Origin of the sequence: Pseudomonas sp. GCEP-101 (genome assembly GCF_025133575.1) — a bacterium.
GTDB classification, from domain to species: Bacteria; Pseudomonadota; Gammaproteobacteria; order Pseudomonadales; family Pseudomonadaceae; genus Pseudomonas; species Pseudomonas nitroreducens_B.
Window position 1 is genome coordinate 2,280,377 of sequence record NZ_CP104011.1, and the last position, 17,301, is coordinate 2,297,677.

Consider the following 17,301-nt stretch of genomic DNA (forward strand, 5'->3'; position numbering starts at 1 on the left):
TCCTGCGCGGGGAAGTGGATGGCGTGGATTATGCGGCGGACTGTAGGAATAGCAATTGGCCTACAGCACATTCCTACACGTAAGGTCGGCCAAGGCTACCGAGCGGCTATGTCGAGTTCTGCCGGAAGTTTCGTCGGACGGGGAATGCGCACGCGTTTCTGGCGATTGAGCTCGCCGCTCACCAGTTGCACCGCGCTTTTCGGCACGCCGAAGGCCTTGCCGAGGAAGGCCAGCAGGTGGGCATTGGCCTTGCCTTCCACCGGCGGCGCGGTGAGGCGGATTTTCAGGCGCTCACCGTGCAGCCCGGCGAACTCGTCGCGGCTCGCCTTGGGCTGCAGGTGGCAGTCGAGGATCAGGTCCTCGCCGTCCCAGAAATAAAAGCTCATCTGCCTGGCGGACTCTTGGAGCTGGCGAGCTAGAGCAAGACAAGGCGAAAACGGCCGGGGATGCGCAGTTTACGATCTGAAAATGAGCAATCCCCGGCTGTTTGCAACGCAGTATCGCCGACGCGCAGCCGCTCCTCTGCAATTACATGAAGGGCGAAAGGATCTGCGGCATCCCGGTCATGGCCGCCAGGTTGCCGATTACCAGCATGTCGATCAGTTTCAGCGCGATGAACGCGAAGATCGGCGAGATATCCAGCCCGCCCAGGTTCGGCAGCAGCTTGCGGAACGGCGCCAGGAACGGCTCGCAGATCTGGTTCACCAGCTGGGCGCCGGGGTTGTAGCTGCCCGGGGCGACCCAGGAGAGGATCACGCTGATGATCAGGGCGAAGAAGAACACCTTCAGGAACAGCGAGGTCACCGCGATGATCGACCACACCAGCAGTTGCAGGATGTAGCCGCCGACGCCGTAGCCCATGAGGGTCAGGGTGACGACCATCAGCACCAGCTGGATCAGGATGGCCAGCACCAGGGAGGCGAAGTCGATGCCGCCGAAGCCGGGGATGACGCGGCGCAGTGGGTTCAGCAGCGGCTTGGTGGCGCGCACGATGAACTGGCTGAGCGGGTTGTAGAAGTCGGCGCGGACCAGCTGCAGGATGAAGCGCAGCAGCACGATCAGCAGGTACAGGCTGCCAAGTGTCTGGATCACATAGATGGCGGCTGTGGAAAGTCCGGTCATGGGGCGGTCCTTGGTGAACGTTGGGCGCCGGCGCACAGGGCCGGGCGAGTCTGGCGGTCGGTCGACGACGGCGCTATGACGCCATACAGTACGGAATTCGTCGTCGCCGGTCGCGTGTAAGTGTGTTTCGTCGCGTGCAAATTCAACCCCGCTTGGCCATCAGGTCGGGGCCGTTGCAGGCCGGGTCGGCGGCTCGGCTCAGGTCCAGCAGGGTGAAACCGTTGGCTTCCTGGCGGATGCTGGCATGGCGCTGGTTGCCCTCGGCCAGGGGCTGCGGGCTGTCCAGCTCGATGTCCACCTGAAAGCGCGCCGGGTCTTGCTTGCAGGCGCGCACGGCGGTGTAGGTGAGGGTGACGCCGGTGCGCTGGTTCAGGCCGTTGAGCTCGTCCCGTGCCGCCAGTGCCGTGTCGGCGGCGGCCGGGTCGGCCCAGGCGCGGGCGAGGCCTGCATCCACCCGCAACCATTCGTCGACGAAACCGCGGCCGTTGGACGCGGCGGGCTGGATGCGCTGGAAGCTTTCGCCGTCCTGGCGGTAGCGGAAGATGCCCGGCCGGGTCAGCAGGTCACCGTCCAGGCTGCCCACTTCGGCGCGCCACTCGAAGCCGTCGGGGCGGGCCTTGAGTTGCACCTCATGCTCATCGCGAACGTAATCGTGCTCGGTCTGCAGCAGCGTGCGCTGGGCCTGGTCGGCCGTGGCCGGGCGGATCACCTGCACCGCCAGGTGGCTCCAGCGCGAGGTGCACCAGGGCGTGCCGTGCATCAGCGCGAGGTCGCCGCTGCCCAGGCGGCTGACCATGAACAGGTCGCCGTAGGCGCCGGAGATATCGGTATAGGGGCCGCTCTGCCAGTCCAGCGCACGGACCCAGGCGTCGCCCTCGCGGCGGTAGGCGCGCAGGACGTTGTCCGAGCCGCAGGGAATGGCGAAGCCGCCGCTGACCAGCAGCAGCGGGGTAGGGCTGTCGCTCAGGGTGACGCTGATCTCGTCCTGCTCCGGCAGCGCCACGTCACCTTCGCTGACGGGCGTGGGCGCCGGCAGCAGGCGCTGGCGCAGGTCGGCCTGCAGCGCGGCGACGTCCGGCGTCGCCGGGGTGCAGGCGAGATGGGCGTCGAAGGCATCGGCCAGCGTCTGTTTATAGTGCTCGATGGCCTGGCTGAGGGCTGGCGAGACGCTATTGTCCGCATCGTCGTCAAGACCGCTGGCCATGGCCTGCTGCAAGGCCTGGTTGGCCGTCAGGGTGGCCTGGTCGATCGTGGCGGCAACCGGGCATGGCGCCGCCTGGGTGGCGGCGCAGGCCAGCAGCGCACAGGCAGCGAGGGGCAGTGCGACCTTCCGTGGTCGCCGGGCGGCGTGCGTCATCGCAATCAGCGGCCCAATTGTTCGGCCAGCTCGGCGGAGCGGTGGTCGGCGGCGTTGACCGCTTTTTCCACCAGTGCCTCGAAGCCGTTGGCCTGGAAGGTGGTGATCGCCGCTTCGGTGGTGCCTTTGGGCGAGGTCACGCGGCGGCGCAGTTCGGCCGGGTCGACATCGCTGGTGGTCGCCATCTGCGCGGCGCCCAGGGCGGTCTGGCGGGCCAGCTGGCCGGCGACTTCACGGGACAGGCCGAGCTTCTCGCCGGCGGCGGTCATGGCTTCCATCAGCAGGAAGAAGTACGCCGGGCCGCTGCCGGAGACGGCGGTGACCGCGTCGATCTGGCGCTCCTCGTCCAGCCACAGGGCGATGCCCACCGCGCTGAGCAGTTGCTGTGCCTGCTCGCGCTGGGCGGCGCTGACGCTGGCGTTGGGGTACAGGCCGCTGGCACCCAGGCCGACCAGCGCCGGGGTGTTGGGCATGCAGCGGACGATGGCGCGCGGCTGGCCGTTCACCTCGCCCAGCCAGCGCTCGAGGCTGGCGCAGGGGATGCCGGCGGCAATGGAGACGATCAGCGCGTTGTCGGTCAGCGCCGGCGCCAGGGCCAGGCAGACGTCCTTCATGACCTGCGGCTTGACCGCCAGGACCACCACGTCGGCGCCGGCCACGGCGCTGGCGTTGTCGCCGACCACTTCGATGCCGTGCTCGGCGGCGATCTTCGCGCGTTGCTCGGCGCCCGGATCGCTGGCGCGGATGTCGCTCGCGGCGACGCCCTTGGCGCGCAGGCCGCCGATGAGACTGGCGGCCATGTTGCCGGCGCCGATGAAGGCAATGCGGGTGCTGCTCATGAAGTCTCTTCCTTTATTCAGTGGGAGGCGCCGTAGTCGCGGGCGCCGAACAGGGCGGTGCCGATCCGCACCCAGGTGGCGCCTTCGCCGATGGCGGCTTCGAGGTCGTGGCTCATGCCCATGGACAGGGTGTCCAGGCCCAGATTCAGGCCCTGCATCAGCTCGCGCAGGCGGGCGAAGGCGGCGTGTTGCGCGGCGACGTCATCGGTGGGTTCGGGAATCGCCATCAGGCCGCGCAGCTTCAGGTGGGGCAGTTGTGCCACCGCCTGGGCGAGCGCGGGCAGTTCCGCGGGGGAACAGCCGGACTTGCTGTCTTCGCCGCTGACGTTCACCTGCAGCAGCACGTTCAGCGGCGGCAGGGTCGCCGGGCGCTGTTCGGAGAGGCGCTGGGCGACTTTCAGGCGGTCCACCGAGTGCACCCAGTGGAAGTGCTCGGCGATGGGCCGGGTCTTGTTCGACTGGATGGGGCCGATGAAATGCCAGGTCAGCGGCAGGTCCGCCAGCTCGGCCTGCTTGGCCAGGGCTTCCTGCAGGTAGTTTTCGCCGAAGTCGGACAGGCCGCAGGCGAACGCCTCGCGGATGTCGGCGGCGGGTTTGGTCTTGCTCACGGCCAGCAACTGCACCGAATTTGGCGTGCGATTTTTCGCTTGTTCCGCCTCACGGATTCGTACGCGAACCTTTGCAATATTCTCTGCTATCGTGGACATTACCGTCGCTTTTCCGCCCGGCTGCTGCGAGTTCTGCGGCATTCTACCTGCTTGCTCTTGATTGGGGAGTCCCATGGATATTACCGAGCTGCTCGCCTTCAGCGCCAAGCAGGGCGCTTCGGACCTGCACCTCTCGGCCGGCCTGCCGCCGATGATCCGCGTCGACGGCGATGTGCGCCGCATCAACCTGCCGCCGCTCGAGCACAAGCAGGTCCATGCGCTGATCTACGACATCATGAACGACAAGCAGCGCAAGGATTACGAAGAGTTCCTGGAAACCGACTTCTCCTTCGAAGTGCCGGGCGTGGCGCGCTTCCGGGTCAACGCCTTCAACCAGAACCGCGGCGCCGGCGCCGTGTTCCGGACCATTCCCTCCAAGGTCCTGACCATGGAAGACCTGGGCATGGGCGAAGTGTTCAAGCGCGTCTCCGACGTGCCGCGCGGCCTGGTGCTGGTCACCGGCCCCACCGGTTCGGGCAAGTCCACCTCGCTGGCGGCGATGCTCGACTACCTGAACAACACCAAGTACAGCCACATCCTCACCGTCGAGGACCCGATCGAATTCGTCCACGAATCGAAGAAGTGCCTGGTCAACCAGCGCGAGGTGCACCGCGACACCCTGGGCTTCAACGAGGCCCTGCGCTCGGCCCTGCGTGAAGACCCGGACATCATCCTGGTGGGCGAGATGCGCGACCTGGAGACCATCCGCCTGGCGCTGACCGCCGCGGAAACCGGCCACCTGGTGTTCGGCACCCTGCACACCACCTCCGCGGCCAAGACCATCGACCGTATCGTCGACGTGTTCCCCGCCGAGGAGAAATCCATGGTCCGCTCCATGCTCTCCGAATCCTTGCAGGCGGTGATTTCCCAGACCCTGCTGAAGAAGATCGGCGGCGGTCGTGTCGCGGCCCACGAGATCATGATCGGCACCCCGGCGATCCGTAACCTGATCCGCGAGGACAAGGTGGCGCAGATGTATTCCGCCATCCAGACCGGCGGCGCGATCGGCATGCAGACCCTGGACATGTGCCTCAAGGGCCTGGTCGCCAAGGGTCTGGTGACCCGCGATGCAGCCAAGGAAAAAGCCAAGATTCCGGAAAACTTCTAAGAGCCTGCTTTCGATCTGCTGCGCGTCGGCAGAACGGCGTTGAAATCGGTCTCGGAAAGCCGCTTGCGGCTAACGCACATCAGTGCGGCCCCGGAGGGGCGAGCGTAGCGAGTCATGCTCATTTACGGCGTGTAAACTGCGCTCCCTCGACCGATTTCGCCTTGTTCTGCGCTAGCTCGCAAGATCGTAAGCAGGCTCTATACCCGACCGGGCCCCTGTGGCCCGGCGCACGGAGCGCGCCACACGCACTCGCTTCGTGATCCGACAGCCCCGTCGTAGTCAGCGTGAACCTGCGCGAGAAAGATCATGGAATTCGAGAAGCTGTTGCGCCTGATGGTGGAAAAGGGTGCCTCCGACCTGTTCATCACGGCGGGCGTGCCGCCCTCGATGAAGGTCAACGGCAAGGTGCTGCCGGTGACCAAGACGGCGCTGTCGCCGGAACAGACCCGCGAGACCGTGCTGTCGGTGATGAACGAGCAGCAGCGCCGCGACTTCGCCGAGAACCACGAGTGCAACTTCGCCATCAGCGCCCGGGGCGTCGGTCGTTTCCGGGTCAGCGCCTTCTACCAGCGCAACCTGGTGGGCATGGTGCTGCGCCGCATCGAGACCAACATCCCGACCATCGACGACCTGAAGCTGCCGGAAATCCTCAAGAAGCTGGCGATGACCAAGCGCGGCCTGGTGATCTTCGTCGGCGCCACCGGCACCGGTAAGTCCACTTCGCTGGCGGCGATGATCGGCTACCGCAACAAGAACTCCACCGGCCACATCATCTCCATCGAAGACCCCATCGAATACATCCACCAGCACCAGGGCTGCATCGTCACCCAGCGCGAAGTGGGCCTGGACACCGATTCCTTCGAAGTCGCCCTGAAGAACACCCTGCGTCAGGCGCCGGACGTGATCATGATCGGCGAAGTTCGCTCGCGCGAGACCATGGACCACGCCGTGGCCTTCGCCGAAACCGGCCACCTGTGCCTGGCGACGCTGCACGCCAACAACGCCAACCAGGCGCTGGAGCGGATCATCCACTTCTTCCCGGCCGACCGGCACGGCCAGGTGTGGATGGACCTCTCGCTCAACCTCAAGGCCATCGTCGCCCAGCAACTGGTGCCGACCCCTGACGGCAAGGGCCGCCGCGCGGTGATCGAGGTGCTGCTGAACACCCCGCTGGCCGCCGACCTGATCCGCAAGGGCGAAGTGCACGAGCTCAAGCCGCTGATGAAGCGCTCCACCGAGCAGGGTATGCAGACCTTCGACCAGGCGCTGTACCAGCTCTACACCCAGGGCGAGATCACCTACGAAGACGCGCTGGCCTACGCCGACTCGGCGAACGACCTGCGCCTGATGATCAAGCTGGGTTCGGAAACCGATGCCGACCACCTCACCACCATGACCCAGGGCCTCACCCTGGAGATGGGTGACGACGACCCCAGCCGCCGCTTCCGTTGAGACGCAACGCCCGAGAAGCCCGCCCCGTGCGGGCTTTTCGTTTATGCTGGGGGCCTTGTCACACCACGGGAGAAAGGCATGTCCGCCAACCCTGACACCCACAGCAAGGTCATCGGCTACCTGCTGTGGATCTTCGGCTTCACCGGTTCGCACCGCTTCTATTACGGCAAGCCGATCACCGGCACCATCTGGTTCTTCACCCTCGGCCTGTTCTTCATCGGCTGGATCATCGACCTGTTCCTCATCCCGTCCATGGACGACGCCGCGGACCAGCGCTTCCGCGCCGGCGGCGTGGACTACAACGTCGCCTGGATCCTGCTGACCTTCCTCGGCGTGTTCGGCGTGCACCGCATGTACATGGGCAAGTGGCTCACCGGCATCCTCTACCTGTTCACCGGTGGGCTGTTCTTCATCGGCGTGCTGTACGACTTCTGGACGCTGAACAGCCAGATTTCCGAGCGCAACGGGCCGCAGCGGATCTGACCCCGCGCCGAGTCTTCTCTTGTAGGAGCGAGCTTGCTCGCGAACATCCCGAGCGTCGACGTTGAGCGGTTCGCGAGCAAGCTCGCTCCTACGAAAAGCCAATCCGCCGTCTTTCGTCGCGCCGCCTGGCGCGAGCGGTGCCCGCCGCCTAAGGTCAGGGGGACAGTAGCAGGCGCCATCGGGCGATCCCCGGCGCGCCGCAGAAGGAGTGGCTGCCATGAGCAACGAATCCCGACCTGCCGTACTCGACCTGATCGGCAATACCCCCATGGTCCGCGTGACGCGCTTCGATACCGGACCCTGCACCCTGTTCCTCAAACTCGAATCGCAGAACCCCGGCGGCTCCATCAAGGACCGCATCGGCGTTGCGATGATCGAAGCCGCCGAGCGTGACGGCCGCCTCAAGCCCGGCGGCGTGATCGTCGAAGCCACCGCCGGCAATACCGGCCTGGGCCTGGCGCTGGTGGGGCGCGCCAAGGGCTATCGGGTGGTGCTGGTGGTGCCGGACAAGATGTCCACCGAGAAAGTCCTGCACCTGCGCGCCATGGGCGCCGAGGTGCACATCACCCGCTCCGACGTCGGCAAGGGCCACCCCGAGTACTACCAGGACGTCGCCGCACGATTGGCCAAGGACCTGCCCAACGCCTTCTTCGCCGACCAGTTCAACAACCCCGCCAACCCGCTGGCCCACGAAACCGGCACCGGCCCGGAAATCTGGGCGCAGACCGGTCATGACGTCGATGCCGTGGTGGTCGGCGTCGGCTCCGCCGGCACGCTCACCGGCCTCACGCGCTTCTTCGGCAAGGTCCAGCCCGACCTGGAAATGGTCCTGGCCGACCCGGTCGGCTCGATCATGGCCGAGTACTCGCGCTCCGGCGCCATCGGCACGCCCGGCTCCTGGGCGGTGGAGGGGATCGGCGAGGACTTCGTGCCCTCGATTGCCGACCTCTCCAGCGTGCGCCACGCCTACTCGATCAGCGACGAGGAAAGCTTCGCCACCGCCCGCGAGCTGCTGCGCAACGAAGGCATCGCCGCCGGCTCGTCCACCGGCACCCTGCTGGCCGCGGCGCTGCGCTTCTGCCGCGAGCAGACCGAGCCCAAGCGCGTGGTCAGCCTGGTCTGCGACACCGGCACGCGCTACCTGTCGAAGGTCTACAACGACCAGTGGATGACCGACCAGGGCCTGCTGCAGCGCAAGCGCTACGGCGACCTGCGCGACATCATCGCGCGGCGTTTCGAGGAGGGTCGGGTGGTCAGCGTCGGCCCCGGCGACACCCTGCTTACCGCCTTCCAGCGCATGCGCCTGGCGGACATTTCCCAGCTTCCCGTGCTCGACGGCAAGCGCCTGGTGGGCGTGATCGACGAGTCCGACATCCTCATGGGCGTGCACGACGACCCGGCGCATTTTCGCTGCGACGTCGCCAGCGCCATGAGCGACGCCCCGGAAACCCTCGCTCCCGGCGCCAGCCTCGCCGAACTGGAAGCGGTGCTCGGCCGCGGCCTGGTGGCCATCATCGCCGACGCCTCGGGCTTCCATGGCCTGATCACCCGATTCGATCTGCTCAACCATTTGCGGAGGACCCTCGCATGAGCCAGCACCACGACCGCCTCGGTTTCGCCACCCGCGTGATCCACGCCGGGCAGGAGCCGGACCCGTCCACCGGGGCGATCATGCCGCCGATCTACGCCAACTCCACCTACCGCCAGGACAGCCCCGGCGTGCACAAAGGGCTGGACTACGGCCGCTCGCACAACCCCACGCGCTGGGCGCTGGAGCGCTGCGTGGCGGACCTGGAAGGCGGCAGCAAGGCGTTCGCCTTCGCCTCGGGGCTGGCGGCGATTTCGGCGGTGCTGGAGCTGCTCGACGCCGGCTCGCACGTGGTGTCCGGCAATGACCTCTACGGCGGCACCTTCCGCCTGTTCGAACGCGTGCGCCGGCGCAGCGCCGGACACGACTTCCACTTCGCCGACCTGGCCCAGCCCGGTGCGCTGGACGCGGCGCTGACCGACAAGACGCGCATGGTCTGGGTGGAAACCCCGAGCAACCCGCTGCTGCGCCTGACGGATCTCGCCGCCGTCGCCCGCACCTGCCGCGAGCGCGGCATCCTCTGCGTGGCCGACAACACCTTCGCCAGCCCCTACGTGCAGCGCCCGCTGGACCTGGGCTTCGATATCGTCGTGCACTCCACCACCAAGTACCTCAACGGCCACTCCGACGTCATCGGCGGCATCGCCATCGTTGGCGACAACCCCGACCTCGCCGAGCGCCTTGGCTTCCTGCAGAACTCGGTGGGCGCCATTGCCGGGCCGTTCGACGCCTTCCTCACCCTGCGCGGGGTGAAGACCCTCGCCCTGCGCATGGAGCGCCACTGCGCCAACGCCCTGGAACTGGCGAAGTGGCTGGAGCAGCAGCCGCAGGTGAAGCGCGTCTATTACCCCGGCTTGCCGTCCCACCCGCAGCATGCGCTGGCACGCACGCAGATGAAGGGCTTCGGCGGAATGATCTCGCTGGACCTGGACACCGACCTAGCCGGTTCGAAGCGCTTCCTGGAGAACGTGCAACTGTTCGCCCTGGCGGAAAGCCTGGGCGGCGTGGAGAGCCTCATCGAGCACCCGGCGATAATGACCCACGCCAGCATCCCGCCGGAAAACCGCGCGGCGCTGGGCATCGGCGATTCGCTGATCCGCCTGTCGGTGGGCGTGGAGGACGTGGAAGACCTGCGCACCGACCTGGCCAAGGCGCTGGCGATGATCTGAGGCACGGCTTTTCGTAGGAGCGAGCTTGCTCGCGAACCCGCATCACTCCGTCGCCCGGGATGTTCGCGAGCAAGCTCGCTCCTGCAGCAACCCCATCTGCTGAGCAACCTGTAGGAGCGGGCCATGCCCGCGACGTCTTGCCCACCCCTTGGAGCGTTCAGGAGGGTGGCAGGAGTTGGCGCAGGACTCTGGTGTTTCCCGAGTAATGGAGCGTCCGCCGCTAAGGACATCGCGGACAAGGTCCGCTCCTACGCCCGCCAGTTGGCGCCGGTGCACCTGCAGGAGCGCGCCATGCGCGCGTTCGCGGGCATGGCCCGCTCCTACACGGGAGCCATGAAAAAGCCCGCCAATCGGCGGGCTTTTTCATGGGGCGACGGCGCGTTACACCGCGTGGACGATATGCCCGTCCACCAGGGTGCAGCGCACCACGCCCGGCAGGCAGTGGCCGAGGAACGGGCAGTTCTGGCCGCGGGAGTGCCAGGTTTCGCCCGCCAGGGTCTGGCCGTCGGCTTCGAACAGCACCACGTCCGCCGCGGCGCCCACCGCCAGCTTGCCGGCCGGCAGGCGCAGGGCGGCGGCCGGGCCGCTGGACAGGCGGGCGAGCAGGGTCGGCAGGTCGAGCAGGCCGTCCTGCACCAGGGTCATCGCCAGCGGCAGCAGCAGTTCCACGCTGCTGATGCCCGGGTCGGTGGCGGCGAACGGGGCGTTCTTCGCGTCCGCCTCATGGGGCTGGTGGTGGCTGGCGATGGCCTGGATCACGCCGCTCTTCACCGCGTCACGCAGGGCGTCGCGGTCCTTGTGCGAGCGCAGCGGCGGCTGCACGTGGTACAGGCTGGAGAAGTCCGCCAGGGCCTCGTCGGTGAGGATCAACTGGTACAGCGCCACGTCGGCGGTGACCGGCAGGCCGCGGGCCTGGGCCTGGGCGATCAGCTCGACGCCACGGGCGCTGGTCAGCTGGCTGAAGTGCGCCCGCACGCCGGACTGTTCCACCAGCAGCAGGTTGCGCGCCAGGGCCACGGTCTCGGCGGTCTCCGGAATGCCCGCCAGGCCGCGGAAGCTGGCGGTCGGGCCTTCGTGGGCGAGGCCGCCCTCGGCCAGCTCGGCGTCCTGGGAGGTGAAGATCACCGTCAGGTCGAAGGTCGCCGCGTATTCCAGCGAGCGCAGCAGTACGCGGTTGCTCGCCATCGGCGCCAGGCCGTTGGTGAAGGCCACGCAGCCGGCGTCACGCAGGGCGACCAGCTCGGACAGCTGCTCGCCCGCCAGGCCCTTGGTCAGCGCGCCGATGGGGAAGACCTTGGCATTGCCCGCTTCACGGGCGCGGTCGAGGATCAGCTCGGCGACGGCCGAGGTGTCCAGCACCGGCTTGGTCTGCGGCGGGAAGCACAGGCTGGTCACGCCGCCGGCTGCGGCGGCGCGGGTTTCGCTCTCGATGCTGCCCTTGCGGCTGTAGCCCGGCTCGCGCAGGGCGACGCTCAGGTCCACCAGGCCGGGCGCGGCGATCAGGCCGGCGGCGTCGATGTCCTGGGCGGCATGGAAGCCCTCCGGGGCGTCGCCGATGGCGACGATGCGGCCGGCCTCGATGTGCAGGTCGCAGACCTTGTCCAGCCCGCTGGCCGGGTCGATCAGGTGGGCGCCACGAATACTGACGGTCATTGCGCGTCCTCCTGTTCCAGCTGGCGTTGGGCGTTCTGGCCGCTCATGGCCATGGACAGCACGGCCATGCGGATGGCAATGCCGTAGGTGACCTGATTGAGGATCACCGACTGTTCGCCGTCAGCCACGGCGGAGTCGATCTCCACGCCGCGGTTGATCGGGCCGGGGTGCATGACGATGGCGTCAGGCTTGGCCAGCTTCAGGCGTTTCTGGGTCAGGCCGTAGAGCTTGAAGAACTCGCCTTCGCTGGGCAGCAGGCCGCCGGCCATGCGCTCGCGCTGCAGGCGCAGCATGATCACCACGTCGACGTCCTTCAGGCCTTCGTTGGCGTCGGTGAACACCTTCACCCCGTACTGTTCTTCCAGGCCGACCGGCAGCAGGGTGCGCGGCGCGATGACGTGGATGTCCGGGCAGCCGAGGGTTTTCAGCGCCAGCATGTCCGAGCGCGCCACCCGCGAGTGCAGGATGTCGCCGACGATGGCCACCGAGAGGTTTTCGAAGCTGCCCTTGTGGCGGCGGATGGTGAGCATGTCGAGCATGCCCTGGGTCGGGTGGCCGTGGCGGCCGTCGCCGCCGTTGATCACGGCGACATTGGGGCTGACGTGCTCGGCGATGAAGTGCGCCGCGCCCGAGTCGCTGTGGCGCACGACGAACATGTCGGCGGCCATGGCCTCGAGGTTGCGCAGGGTGTCGGTGAGCGTCTCGCCCTTGCTGGTCGAGGAGGTCGACACGTTCAGCGAGATGACGTCGGCGGACAGGCGCTGGGCCGCCAGTTCGAAGGTGGTGCGGGTTCGCGTGGAGTTCTCGAAGAACACGTTGCAGACGGTCTTGCCGCGCAGCAGCGGGACTTTCTTCACCGCGCGGGCGCCGACTTCGAGGAAGGAGTCGGCCGTATCGAGGATTTCAGTCAGCAGTTCGCGGGACAACCCGTCGAGCGAGAGGAAGTGGCGCAGCTGGCCCAGGTCGTTGAGCTGCAGCGGGCGCTTGGCGTCGGTCGGCATGTGGCAGGCCCTGAAAGTAGAAGGTGGAGGTCCGGGCGCGCGAAGTTACAGCGCGGTGCTGAGAAGCGTGCGCTCGAGGACGAGTGGTGCGGGACCGCGCAATTTTACCCGCTCGTTGGGGGCGAGCGACAGGGTTTCGCCGACGACATCCGGGCGAATCGGCAGTTCGCGCTTGTTCAGGTCCACCAGGCTGACCAGGGTCACGCTGGCCGGGCGGCCATAGTCGAACAGCTCGTTGAGCGCGGCGCGGATGGTCCGGCCGCTCATCAGCACGTCATCCACCAGGACCAGGTGCTGGCCGTCGATCTCGAAGGGCAGTTCCGACGGACGGACCTGCGGGTGCAGGCCGCTGCGGGTGAAATCGTCGCGGTAGAAGGACACGTCGAGGATGCCGAGGATCTCGTCGCTGCCCAGGGCCTTGAGCAGTTCCTGGGCGACCCAGATGCCGCCGGTGTGAATGCCGACGAAGCGCGGCGAGTCGATGCCGCGCTGCGCCAGGTAGTTGCGCAGGTCGGTGGCCATGCGGGAAATGAGTTCGGCGGGGCTGGGCAGGGTCATGACGTCTCCGATTCGGTTGGCGAGGCCACCCGGCGCGGGCGGCCATCGGGGCGGACCGTTCCGGGAAGGAGTGGTCCGGCAAGCTTAGTGGCTTTCGCTGCGCTGGCGCTGCCTCAAGTCAAGGACGCTGCGGCCGGCCGGGCAGCTCGGGTCAAGCGGGGGCGTTGTCGGCCAGCCAGCCCTCCAGCAGCAGGGCGGCGGCCAGGGCGTCCACCGGGCGCTCGCGGTAACCATCGCGCTGGCCCTGGGCCAGGCGCTCGCCCTTGGCGGCGTAGGTGGTCAGGCGCTCGTCATGGGTGTGCACCGGCAGGTTGTAGCGACCGTGCAGGCGGCGGGCGAACTTTTCGGCGCGCTCGCTCATCTCGCTGGGGGTGCCGTCCATGTTCAGCGGCAGGCCGACGACGATGGCGTCGGGCTGCCATTCCTTGATCAGGGCTTCCACGCGGTTCCAGTCCGGCACGCCGTTCTGCGCCTTGAGCACGCAGAGTTCACGGGCCTGCCCGGTGATGGCCTGGCCGACGGCGACGCCAATCTGCTTGGTGCCGTAGTCGAAGCCCAGCAGCAGGCGCAGGGGTTTGCTGCTCATCAGGCGTGCCCGGCCTGGGCGGTGAGCAGGCTGAGGTTGACCCCCAGGCGCTCGGCCGCTGCGGACAGGCGCTGCTCGGCCGGCACCTCGAAGAGCACGGCCGGGTCGGCAGGGCAGGTCAGCCAGGCGTTGTCGGCCAGCTCCGCTTCCAGCTGGCCGGCTTCCCAGCCGGCGTAGCCGAGGGTGATCAGGTGCTGCGCGGGGCCGCTGCCGTCGGCGATGGCGAACAGCACGTCCTGGGAGGTGGACAGCGACAGCTCGCCCAGCTCCAGGGTGGCCTGGTAGCTGCGCCCGGCGGGGTGCAGGACGAAGCCGCGGTCGGTCTGCACCGGCCCGCCGTTGTAGATGGTCATGCCCTGGCAGCGCACCGGTGGCAGTTCGTCCGGGCGCAGTTGCTCGAGGACGTCGGCCAGGCTCAGGCCGCTGGGGCGATTGATGATCAGGCCCATGGCGCCCTGCTCGTTGTGTTCCACGAGGTAGGTGACCGTCTGGGCAAAGTTGGCATCCGCCATGTGCGGCATGGCGATCAGGAAGTGGTGCTTGAGGTAGCTGGCGGCTGTGCTTTTCATGCCGGCTAGTTTCAGGCCTGGGGGCCAAAGGGACAAGACTTGAAAACGTCAGGGGACGTCTCTGGCGCGCAGGCTCAGTTGCTGGAGAGGCGGTCGCCGCGCTCGAAGCGCCAGGTGCGGATGATTTCCAGGCGGTCGATGTCGTTCAGGTCGCCCGAGAAGGGCGCGAAGGGGGCGGCCAGGCGCACGATACGCTGGGCGGCCTGGTCGAGCAGGGGTTGGCCGGAGGATTCCAGCACCTGCACCTCATAGAGGGAGCCGTCGCGGTTGATCGACACCAGCAGCCGCAGGCTGCCGTAGATGCGCTGGCGCCGGGCTTCGTCCGGGTAGTTGAGGTTGCCGATGCGCTCGATCTTCTTGCGCCACTCTTCCTTATACCAGGCGCCCTTGTCGCGCATGGTCGAGGCGGCGCTCAGGCGGTGGATGCGCGGGCGCTTGGCGTAGGCCTGCTGCTCGCGGGCGAGGTCGGCTTCCAGGCTGGAGATTTCCGCCGAGAGCTGGCTGGAGTCGAACTGCGGCGCGGGCTTGGCGACGGTCTCGGCCTTGGGCGTCTGCTGCTTGGTCTGCACCTTGTCCGGGCGCGGCGTGCGGGTGGCGACGGCGGCCTTGGGCGCTTCCGGGCTCTTGGCCTGGCGCGGGGTGGCGGGCGGGGAGACCTTCTTGACCTCGGTGTCCTGGAAGGGCGCCTGCTCGGTGGTCTTGGGAATCGCCTTGTGTTCCAGGGTACCGCTGCCCTGCTGGTTCATCTGGGCGAGGTAGTCGGCCTTCTCCGGCGCGTGCTCGCTCTTGAAGCTGGCCAGGGTGATTTCCAGCGTCTTGCTCAGCTGGCTGGGCGTGGGCATGGTGAAGCCCACCCCCAGCAGCACGGCCACGTGCAGGATGGCCGCCACGAACAGGGTGAAACCCAGACGGTCCGCCGGGCGTACGCCGGAGGACACGGGGAAGTCTTGGTGGGTTGCAGCGTTCATTGCGGATCGCACGGGCCAGGGTGGGGCGGAAGTCTGCCGACGAGGCTTATAAAAGTCTATGACGCACTGCGCGCCTTGAGCTTTTCATCGATGACTGCCATCAACCTCTCACCGATGCGCGTGTCGTAGGCCGCATCGATCTCGCGGATGCAGGTCGGGCTGGTGACGTTGATCTCGGTGAGGTTCTCGCCGATCACGTCCAGGCCGACGAACAGCAGGCCGCGCTTGCGCAGTTCCGGGCCGACCTGCGCGGCGATCCAGCGGTCGCGCTCGGTCAGCGGCTGGGCCACGCCGCGGCCGCCGGCGGCCAGGTTGCCGCGGGTCTCGCCCTGGGCGGGGATGCGCGCCAGGCAGTATTCCACCGGCTCGCCGTCGATCATCAGGATGCGCTTGTCGCCGTCCTTGATGGCCGGCAGGTAGCGCTGCGCCATGACCTGTTCCTGGCCGTGGCGGGTCAGCGTCTCGAGGATCACCGAGAGGTTAGGGTCGCCTTCGCGGTGGCGGAAGATCATCGATCCGCCCATGCCATCCAGGGGTTTGAGAATGATGTCACGATGCTGTGATGCAAACTCGCGCAAAATGTCGGACCGGCGGCTCACCACCGTCGGCGGCGCACATTGCGGGAACAGCGTGGCAAAGTACTTCTCGTTGCAGTCACGCAGGCTCTGCGGCTTGTTGACCACCAGCGTGCCGGCGCTCTCGGCCTGTTCCAGCAGGTAGGTGGAGTAGACGAATTCGTTGTCGAAGGGCGGGTCCTTGCGCATCAGGATCACGTCCAGGTCCGACAGCGGCTGGTCGACTTCCTCTTCCAGTTCGAACCAGTGGGCGGGATCGTAGAAGACCTTGAGCGGACGCATGCGGCCGCGGGCGACGTTCTCCTTCTGGTACAGGTCCTGCTGTTCCATATAGAAGAGCTGCCAGCCACGGGCCTGGGCGGCGAGCAGCATGGCCAGGGAGCTGTCCTTCTTGAAACTGATCTGCGCGATGGGGTCCATCACGATCCCGAGGCGTACGCTCATGGGATGTCCTCCTGGGAGAAATCGGTGGGCTTGGGGCTGCGGCATCACACCGCGCCGCAAAGGCTGAAAATGGACGCTCAGGGTGGCGCTGGATGTGCGCTCGGTCAAGGAAAAAGCCTGCGTGTTCCGGGTCTTATGGCCTGAATTTGCTGGGCGTGGTAAAGATTCTGACGATTGTGGTAAAAGGTTCCCACGATTGGGTCGCAGCCCGACGGTGGCAGGGCGCTAGCGCACTGAAATAAAAAGCGGAAAAAACGACTCACCGAGATGGTAAGGGCGAACATGGAACAGCATTCCGACGGTTTGAAAGTAATGGTGATCGACGATTCCAAGACGATTCGTCGCACGGCTGAAACCCTGCTGAAGAAAGTCGGCTGCGATGTCATCACAGCCATCGACGGCTTCGACGCGTTGGCCAAAATCGCCGATACCCATCCCAGCATCATCTTTGTCGATATCATGATGCCGCGCCTGGATGGCTATCAGACCTGCGCCCTGATCAAGAACAACAGTGCCTTCAAATCCACGCCGGTGATCATGCTGTCCTCCAAGGACGGTCTGTTCGACAAGGCCAAGGGTCGCATCGTCGGTTCCGATCAGTACCTCACCAAGCCCTTCAGCAAGGAAGAACTGCTCGGCGCGATCAAGACCCATGTGCCCGACTTCACCCCGGTGGAGCACGCTTCCTGAAGTCCGGCCCAGCGCCGGTGACGCCTATTCCGTATGGGGACCACAATGGCTCGAATTCTGATTGTTGATGACTCGCCGACCGAGATGTACAAGCTGACCGCGATGCTGGAGAAGCACTCGCACCAGGTACTCAAGGCCGAGAACGGCGCCGATGGCGTGGCCCTGGCGCGCCAGGAAAAGCCCGACGTCGTCCTGATGGACATCGTCATGCCCGGCCTGAACGGCTTCCAGGCGACCCGTCAGCTGTCCAAGGACCCGGAAACCAGCGCGATTCCGGTGATCATCGTCACCACCAAGGACCAGGAGACCGACAAGGTCTGGGGCAAGCGCCAGGGCGCTCGCGACTACCTGACCAAGCCGGTGGACGAGGAAACGCTGCTCAAGACCATCAATTCGGTGCTCGCCGGCTGATTCAGCCGTCTGTGCACACCT

General features: G+C 66.8%; 19 protein-coding genes. 7 read left to right on the top strand and 12 right to left on the bottom strand.

The window, feature by feature from the left end:
* Positions 1–95: 95 nt before the first annotated feature.
* From N0B71_RS10360 to N0B71_RS10380, 5 genes are all read right to left on the bottom strand, one after another.
* Entirely contained in the window at positions 96–386 is a 291-nt protein-coding gene (locus tag N0B71_RS10360; protein ID WP_259758786.1) for a DUF167 domain-containing protein, read from the bottom strand.
* Positions 387–528: 142 nt separating this feature from the next.
* Complete coding sequence (locus N0B71_RS10365) at positions 529–1,122, bottom strand: YggT family protein (protein WP_259758788.1); 594 nt, start codon at positions 1,120–1,122, stop codon at positions 529–531.
* A 142-nt stretch (positions 1,123–1,264) separates the two neighbouring features.
* Positions 1,265–2,479: a hypothetical protein gene (locus N0B71_RS10370; protein WP_259758790.1), complete on the bottom strand. Its 1,215-nt coding sequence runs from the start codon at positions 2,477–2,479 to the stop codon at positions 1,265–1,267.
* Between the two features lie 5 nt (positions 2,480–2,484).
* A complete protein-coding gene (proC, locus tag N0B71_RS10375) occupies positions 2,485–3,318 on the bottom strand; it encodes a pyrroline-5-carboxylate reductase (RefSeq protein ID WP_259758792.1) in 834 nt (277 codons plus the stop codon).
* Between the two features lie 17 nt (positions 3,319–3,335).
* Positions 3,336–4,025, bottom strand: a complete 690-nt coding sequence (locus N0B71_RS10380) for a YggS family pyridoxal phosphate-dependent enzyme (RefSeq protein WP_259758794.1) — start codon at positions 4,023–4,025, stop codon at positions 3,336–3,338.
* A gap of 73 nt (positions 4,026–4,098) precedes the next feature.
* Here N0B71_RS10380 and pilT point away from each other — a divergent pair, with 73 nt between their 5' ends.
* The 5 genes from pilT to N0B71_RS10405 all read left to right on the top strand — a co-directional run bounded on the left by pilT (position 4,099) and on the right by N0B71_RS10405 (position 9,825).
* Entirely contained in the window at positions 4,099–5,133 is a 1,035-nt protein-coding gene (pilT, locus tag N0B71_RS10385) for a type IV pilus twitching motility protein PilT (RefSeq protein WP_017520118.1), read from the top strand.
* Between the two features lie 306 nt (positions 5,134–5,439).
* Positions 5,440–6,585 (top strand): type IV pilus ATPase PilU, encoded by a 1,146-nt coding sequence (gene pilU, locus N0B71_RS10390; protein ID WP_259758797.1) that lies wholly within the window; start codon positions 5,440–5,442, stop codon positions 6,583–6,585.
* 78 nt (positions 6,586–6,663) lie between these two features.
* A complete protein-coding gene (locus tag N0B71_RS10395; protein WP_259758799.1) occupies positions 6,664–7,068 on the top strand; it encodes an NINE protein in 405 nt (134 codons plus the stop codon).
* 217 nt (positions 7,069–7,285) lie between these two features.
* Entirely contained in the window at positions 7,286–8,659 is a 1,374-nt protein-coding gene (locus N0B71_RS10400) for a cystathionine beta-synthase (protein WP_259758800.1), read from the top strand.
* Positions 8,656–9,825 (top strand): trans-sulfuration enzyme family protein, encoded by a 1,170-nt coding sequence (locus tag N0B71_RS10405; protein ID WP_259758801.1) that lies wholly within the window; start codon positions 8,656–8,658, stop codon positions 9,823–9,825. The genes N0B71_RS10400 and N0B71_RS10405 overlap by 4 nt, the downstream gene beginning before the upstream one ends.
* A 381-nt stretch (positions 9,826–10,206) precedes the next feature.
* Here N0B71_RS10405 and N0B71_RS10410 read toward each other — a convergent pair whose 3' ends face one another.
* The 7 genes from N0B71_RS10410 to gshB all read right to left on the bottom strand — a co-directional run bounded on the left by N0B71_RS10410 (position 10,207) and on the right by gshB (position 16,179).
* Entirely contained in the window at positions 10,207–11,478 is a 1,272-nt protein-coding gene (locus tag N0B71_RS10410; RefSeq protein WP_259758802.1) for a dihydroorotase, read from the bottom strand.
* On the bottom strand, positions 11,475–12,479 hold the full coding sequence (locus N0B71_RS10415; protein WP_259758803.1) for an aspartate carbamoyltransferase catalytic subunit: 1,005 nt from the start codon (positions 12,477–12,479) through the stop codon (positions 11,475–11,477). The genes N0B71_RS10410 and N0B71_RS10415 overlap by 4 nt, the downstream gene beginning before the upstream one ends.
* A 45-nt stretch (positions 12,480–12,524) precedes the next feature.
* A complete protein-coding gene (pyrR, locus tag N0B71_RS10420; protein WP_259758804.1) occupies positions 12,525–13,037 on the bottom strand; it encodes a bifunctional pyr operon transcriptional regulator/uracil phosphoribosyltransferase PyrR in 513 nt (170 codons plus the stop codon).
* 151 nt (positions 13,038–13,188) lie between these two features.
* Complete coding sequence (gene ruvX, locus N0B71_RS10425) at positions 13,189–13,626, bottom strand: Holliday junction resolvase RuvX (RefSeq protein ID WP_259759523.1); 438 nt, start codon at positions 13,624–13,626, stop codon at positions 13,189–13,191.
* A complete protein-coding gene (locus N0B71_RS10430) occupies positions 13,623–14,192 on the bottom strand; it encodes a YqgE/AlgH family protein (protein ID WP_259758805.1) in 570 nt (189 codons plus the stop codon). The genes ruvX and N0B71_RS10430 overlap by 4 nt, the downstream gene beginning before the upstream one ends.
* A 74-nt stretch (positions 14,193–14,266) precedes the next feature.
* On the bottom strand, positions 14,267–15,160 hold the full coding sequence (locus N0B71_RS10435; protein WP_259758806.1) for an energy transducer TonB: 894 nt from the start codon (positions 15,158–15,160) through the stop codon (positions 14,267–14,269).
* Positions 15,161–15,216: 56 nt separating this feature from the next.
* Positions 15,217–16,179, bottom strand: a complete 963-nt coding sequence (gene gshB / locus N0B71_RS10440) for a glutathione synthase (protein ID WP_259758807.1) — start codon at positions 16,177–16,179, stop codon at positions 15,217–15,219.
* 282 nt (positions 16,180–16,461) lie between these two features.
* Between gshB and pilG the strand changes: the two genes are divergently transcribed.
* Positions 16,462–16,869 carry a twitching motility response regulator PilG gene (pilG, locus tag N0B71_RS10445; protein ID WP_015475142.1) on the top strand — a complete coding sequence of 136 codons (408 nt, stop codon included), beginning with the start codon at positions 16,462–16,464 and terminating at the stop codon, positions 16,867–16,869.
* 45 nt (positions 16,870–16,914) lie between these two features.
* A complete protein-coding gene (gene pilH / locus N0B71_RS10450; RefSeq protein WP_024766237.1) occupies positions 16,915–17,280 on the top strand; it encodes a twitching motility response regulator PilH in 366 nt (121 codons plus the stop codon).
* Positions 17,281–17,301: the final 21 nt, after the last annotated feature.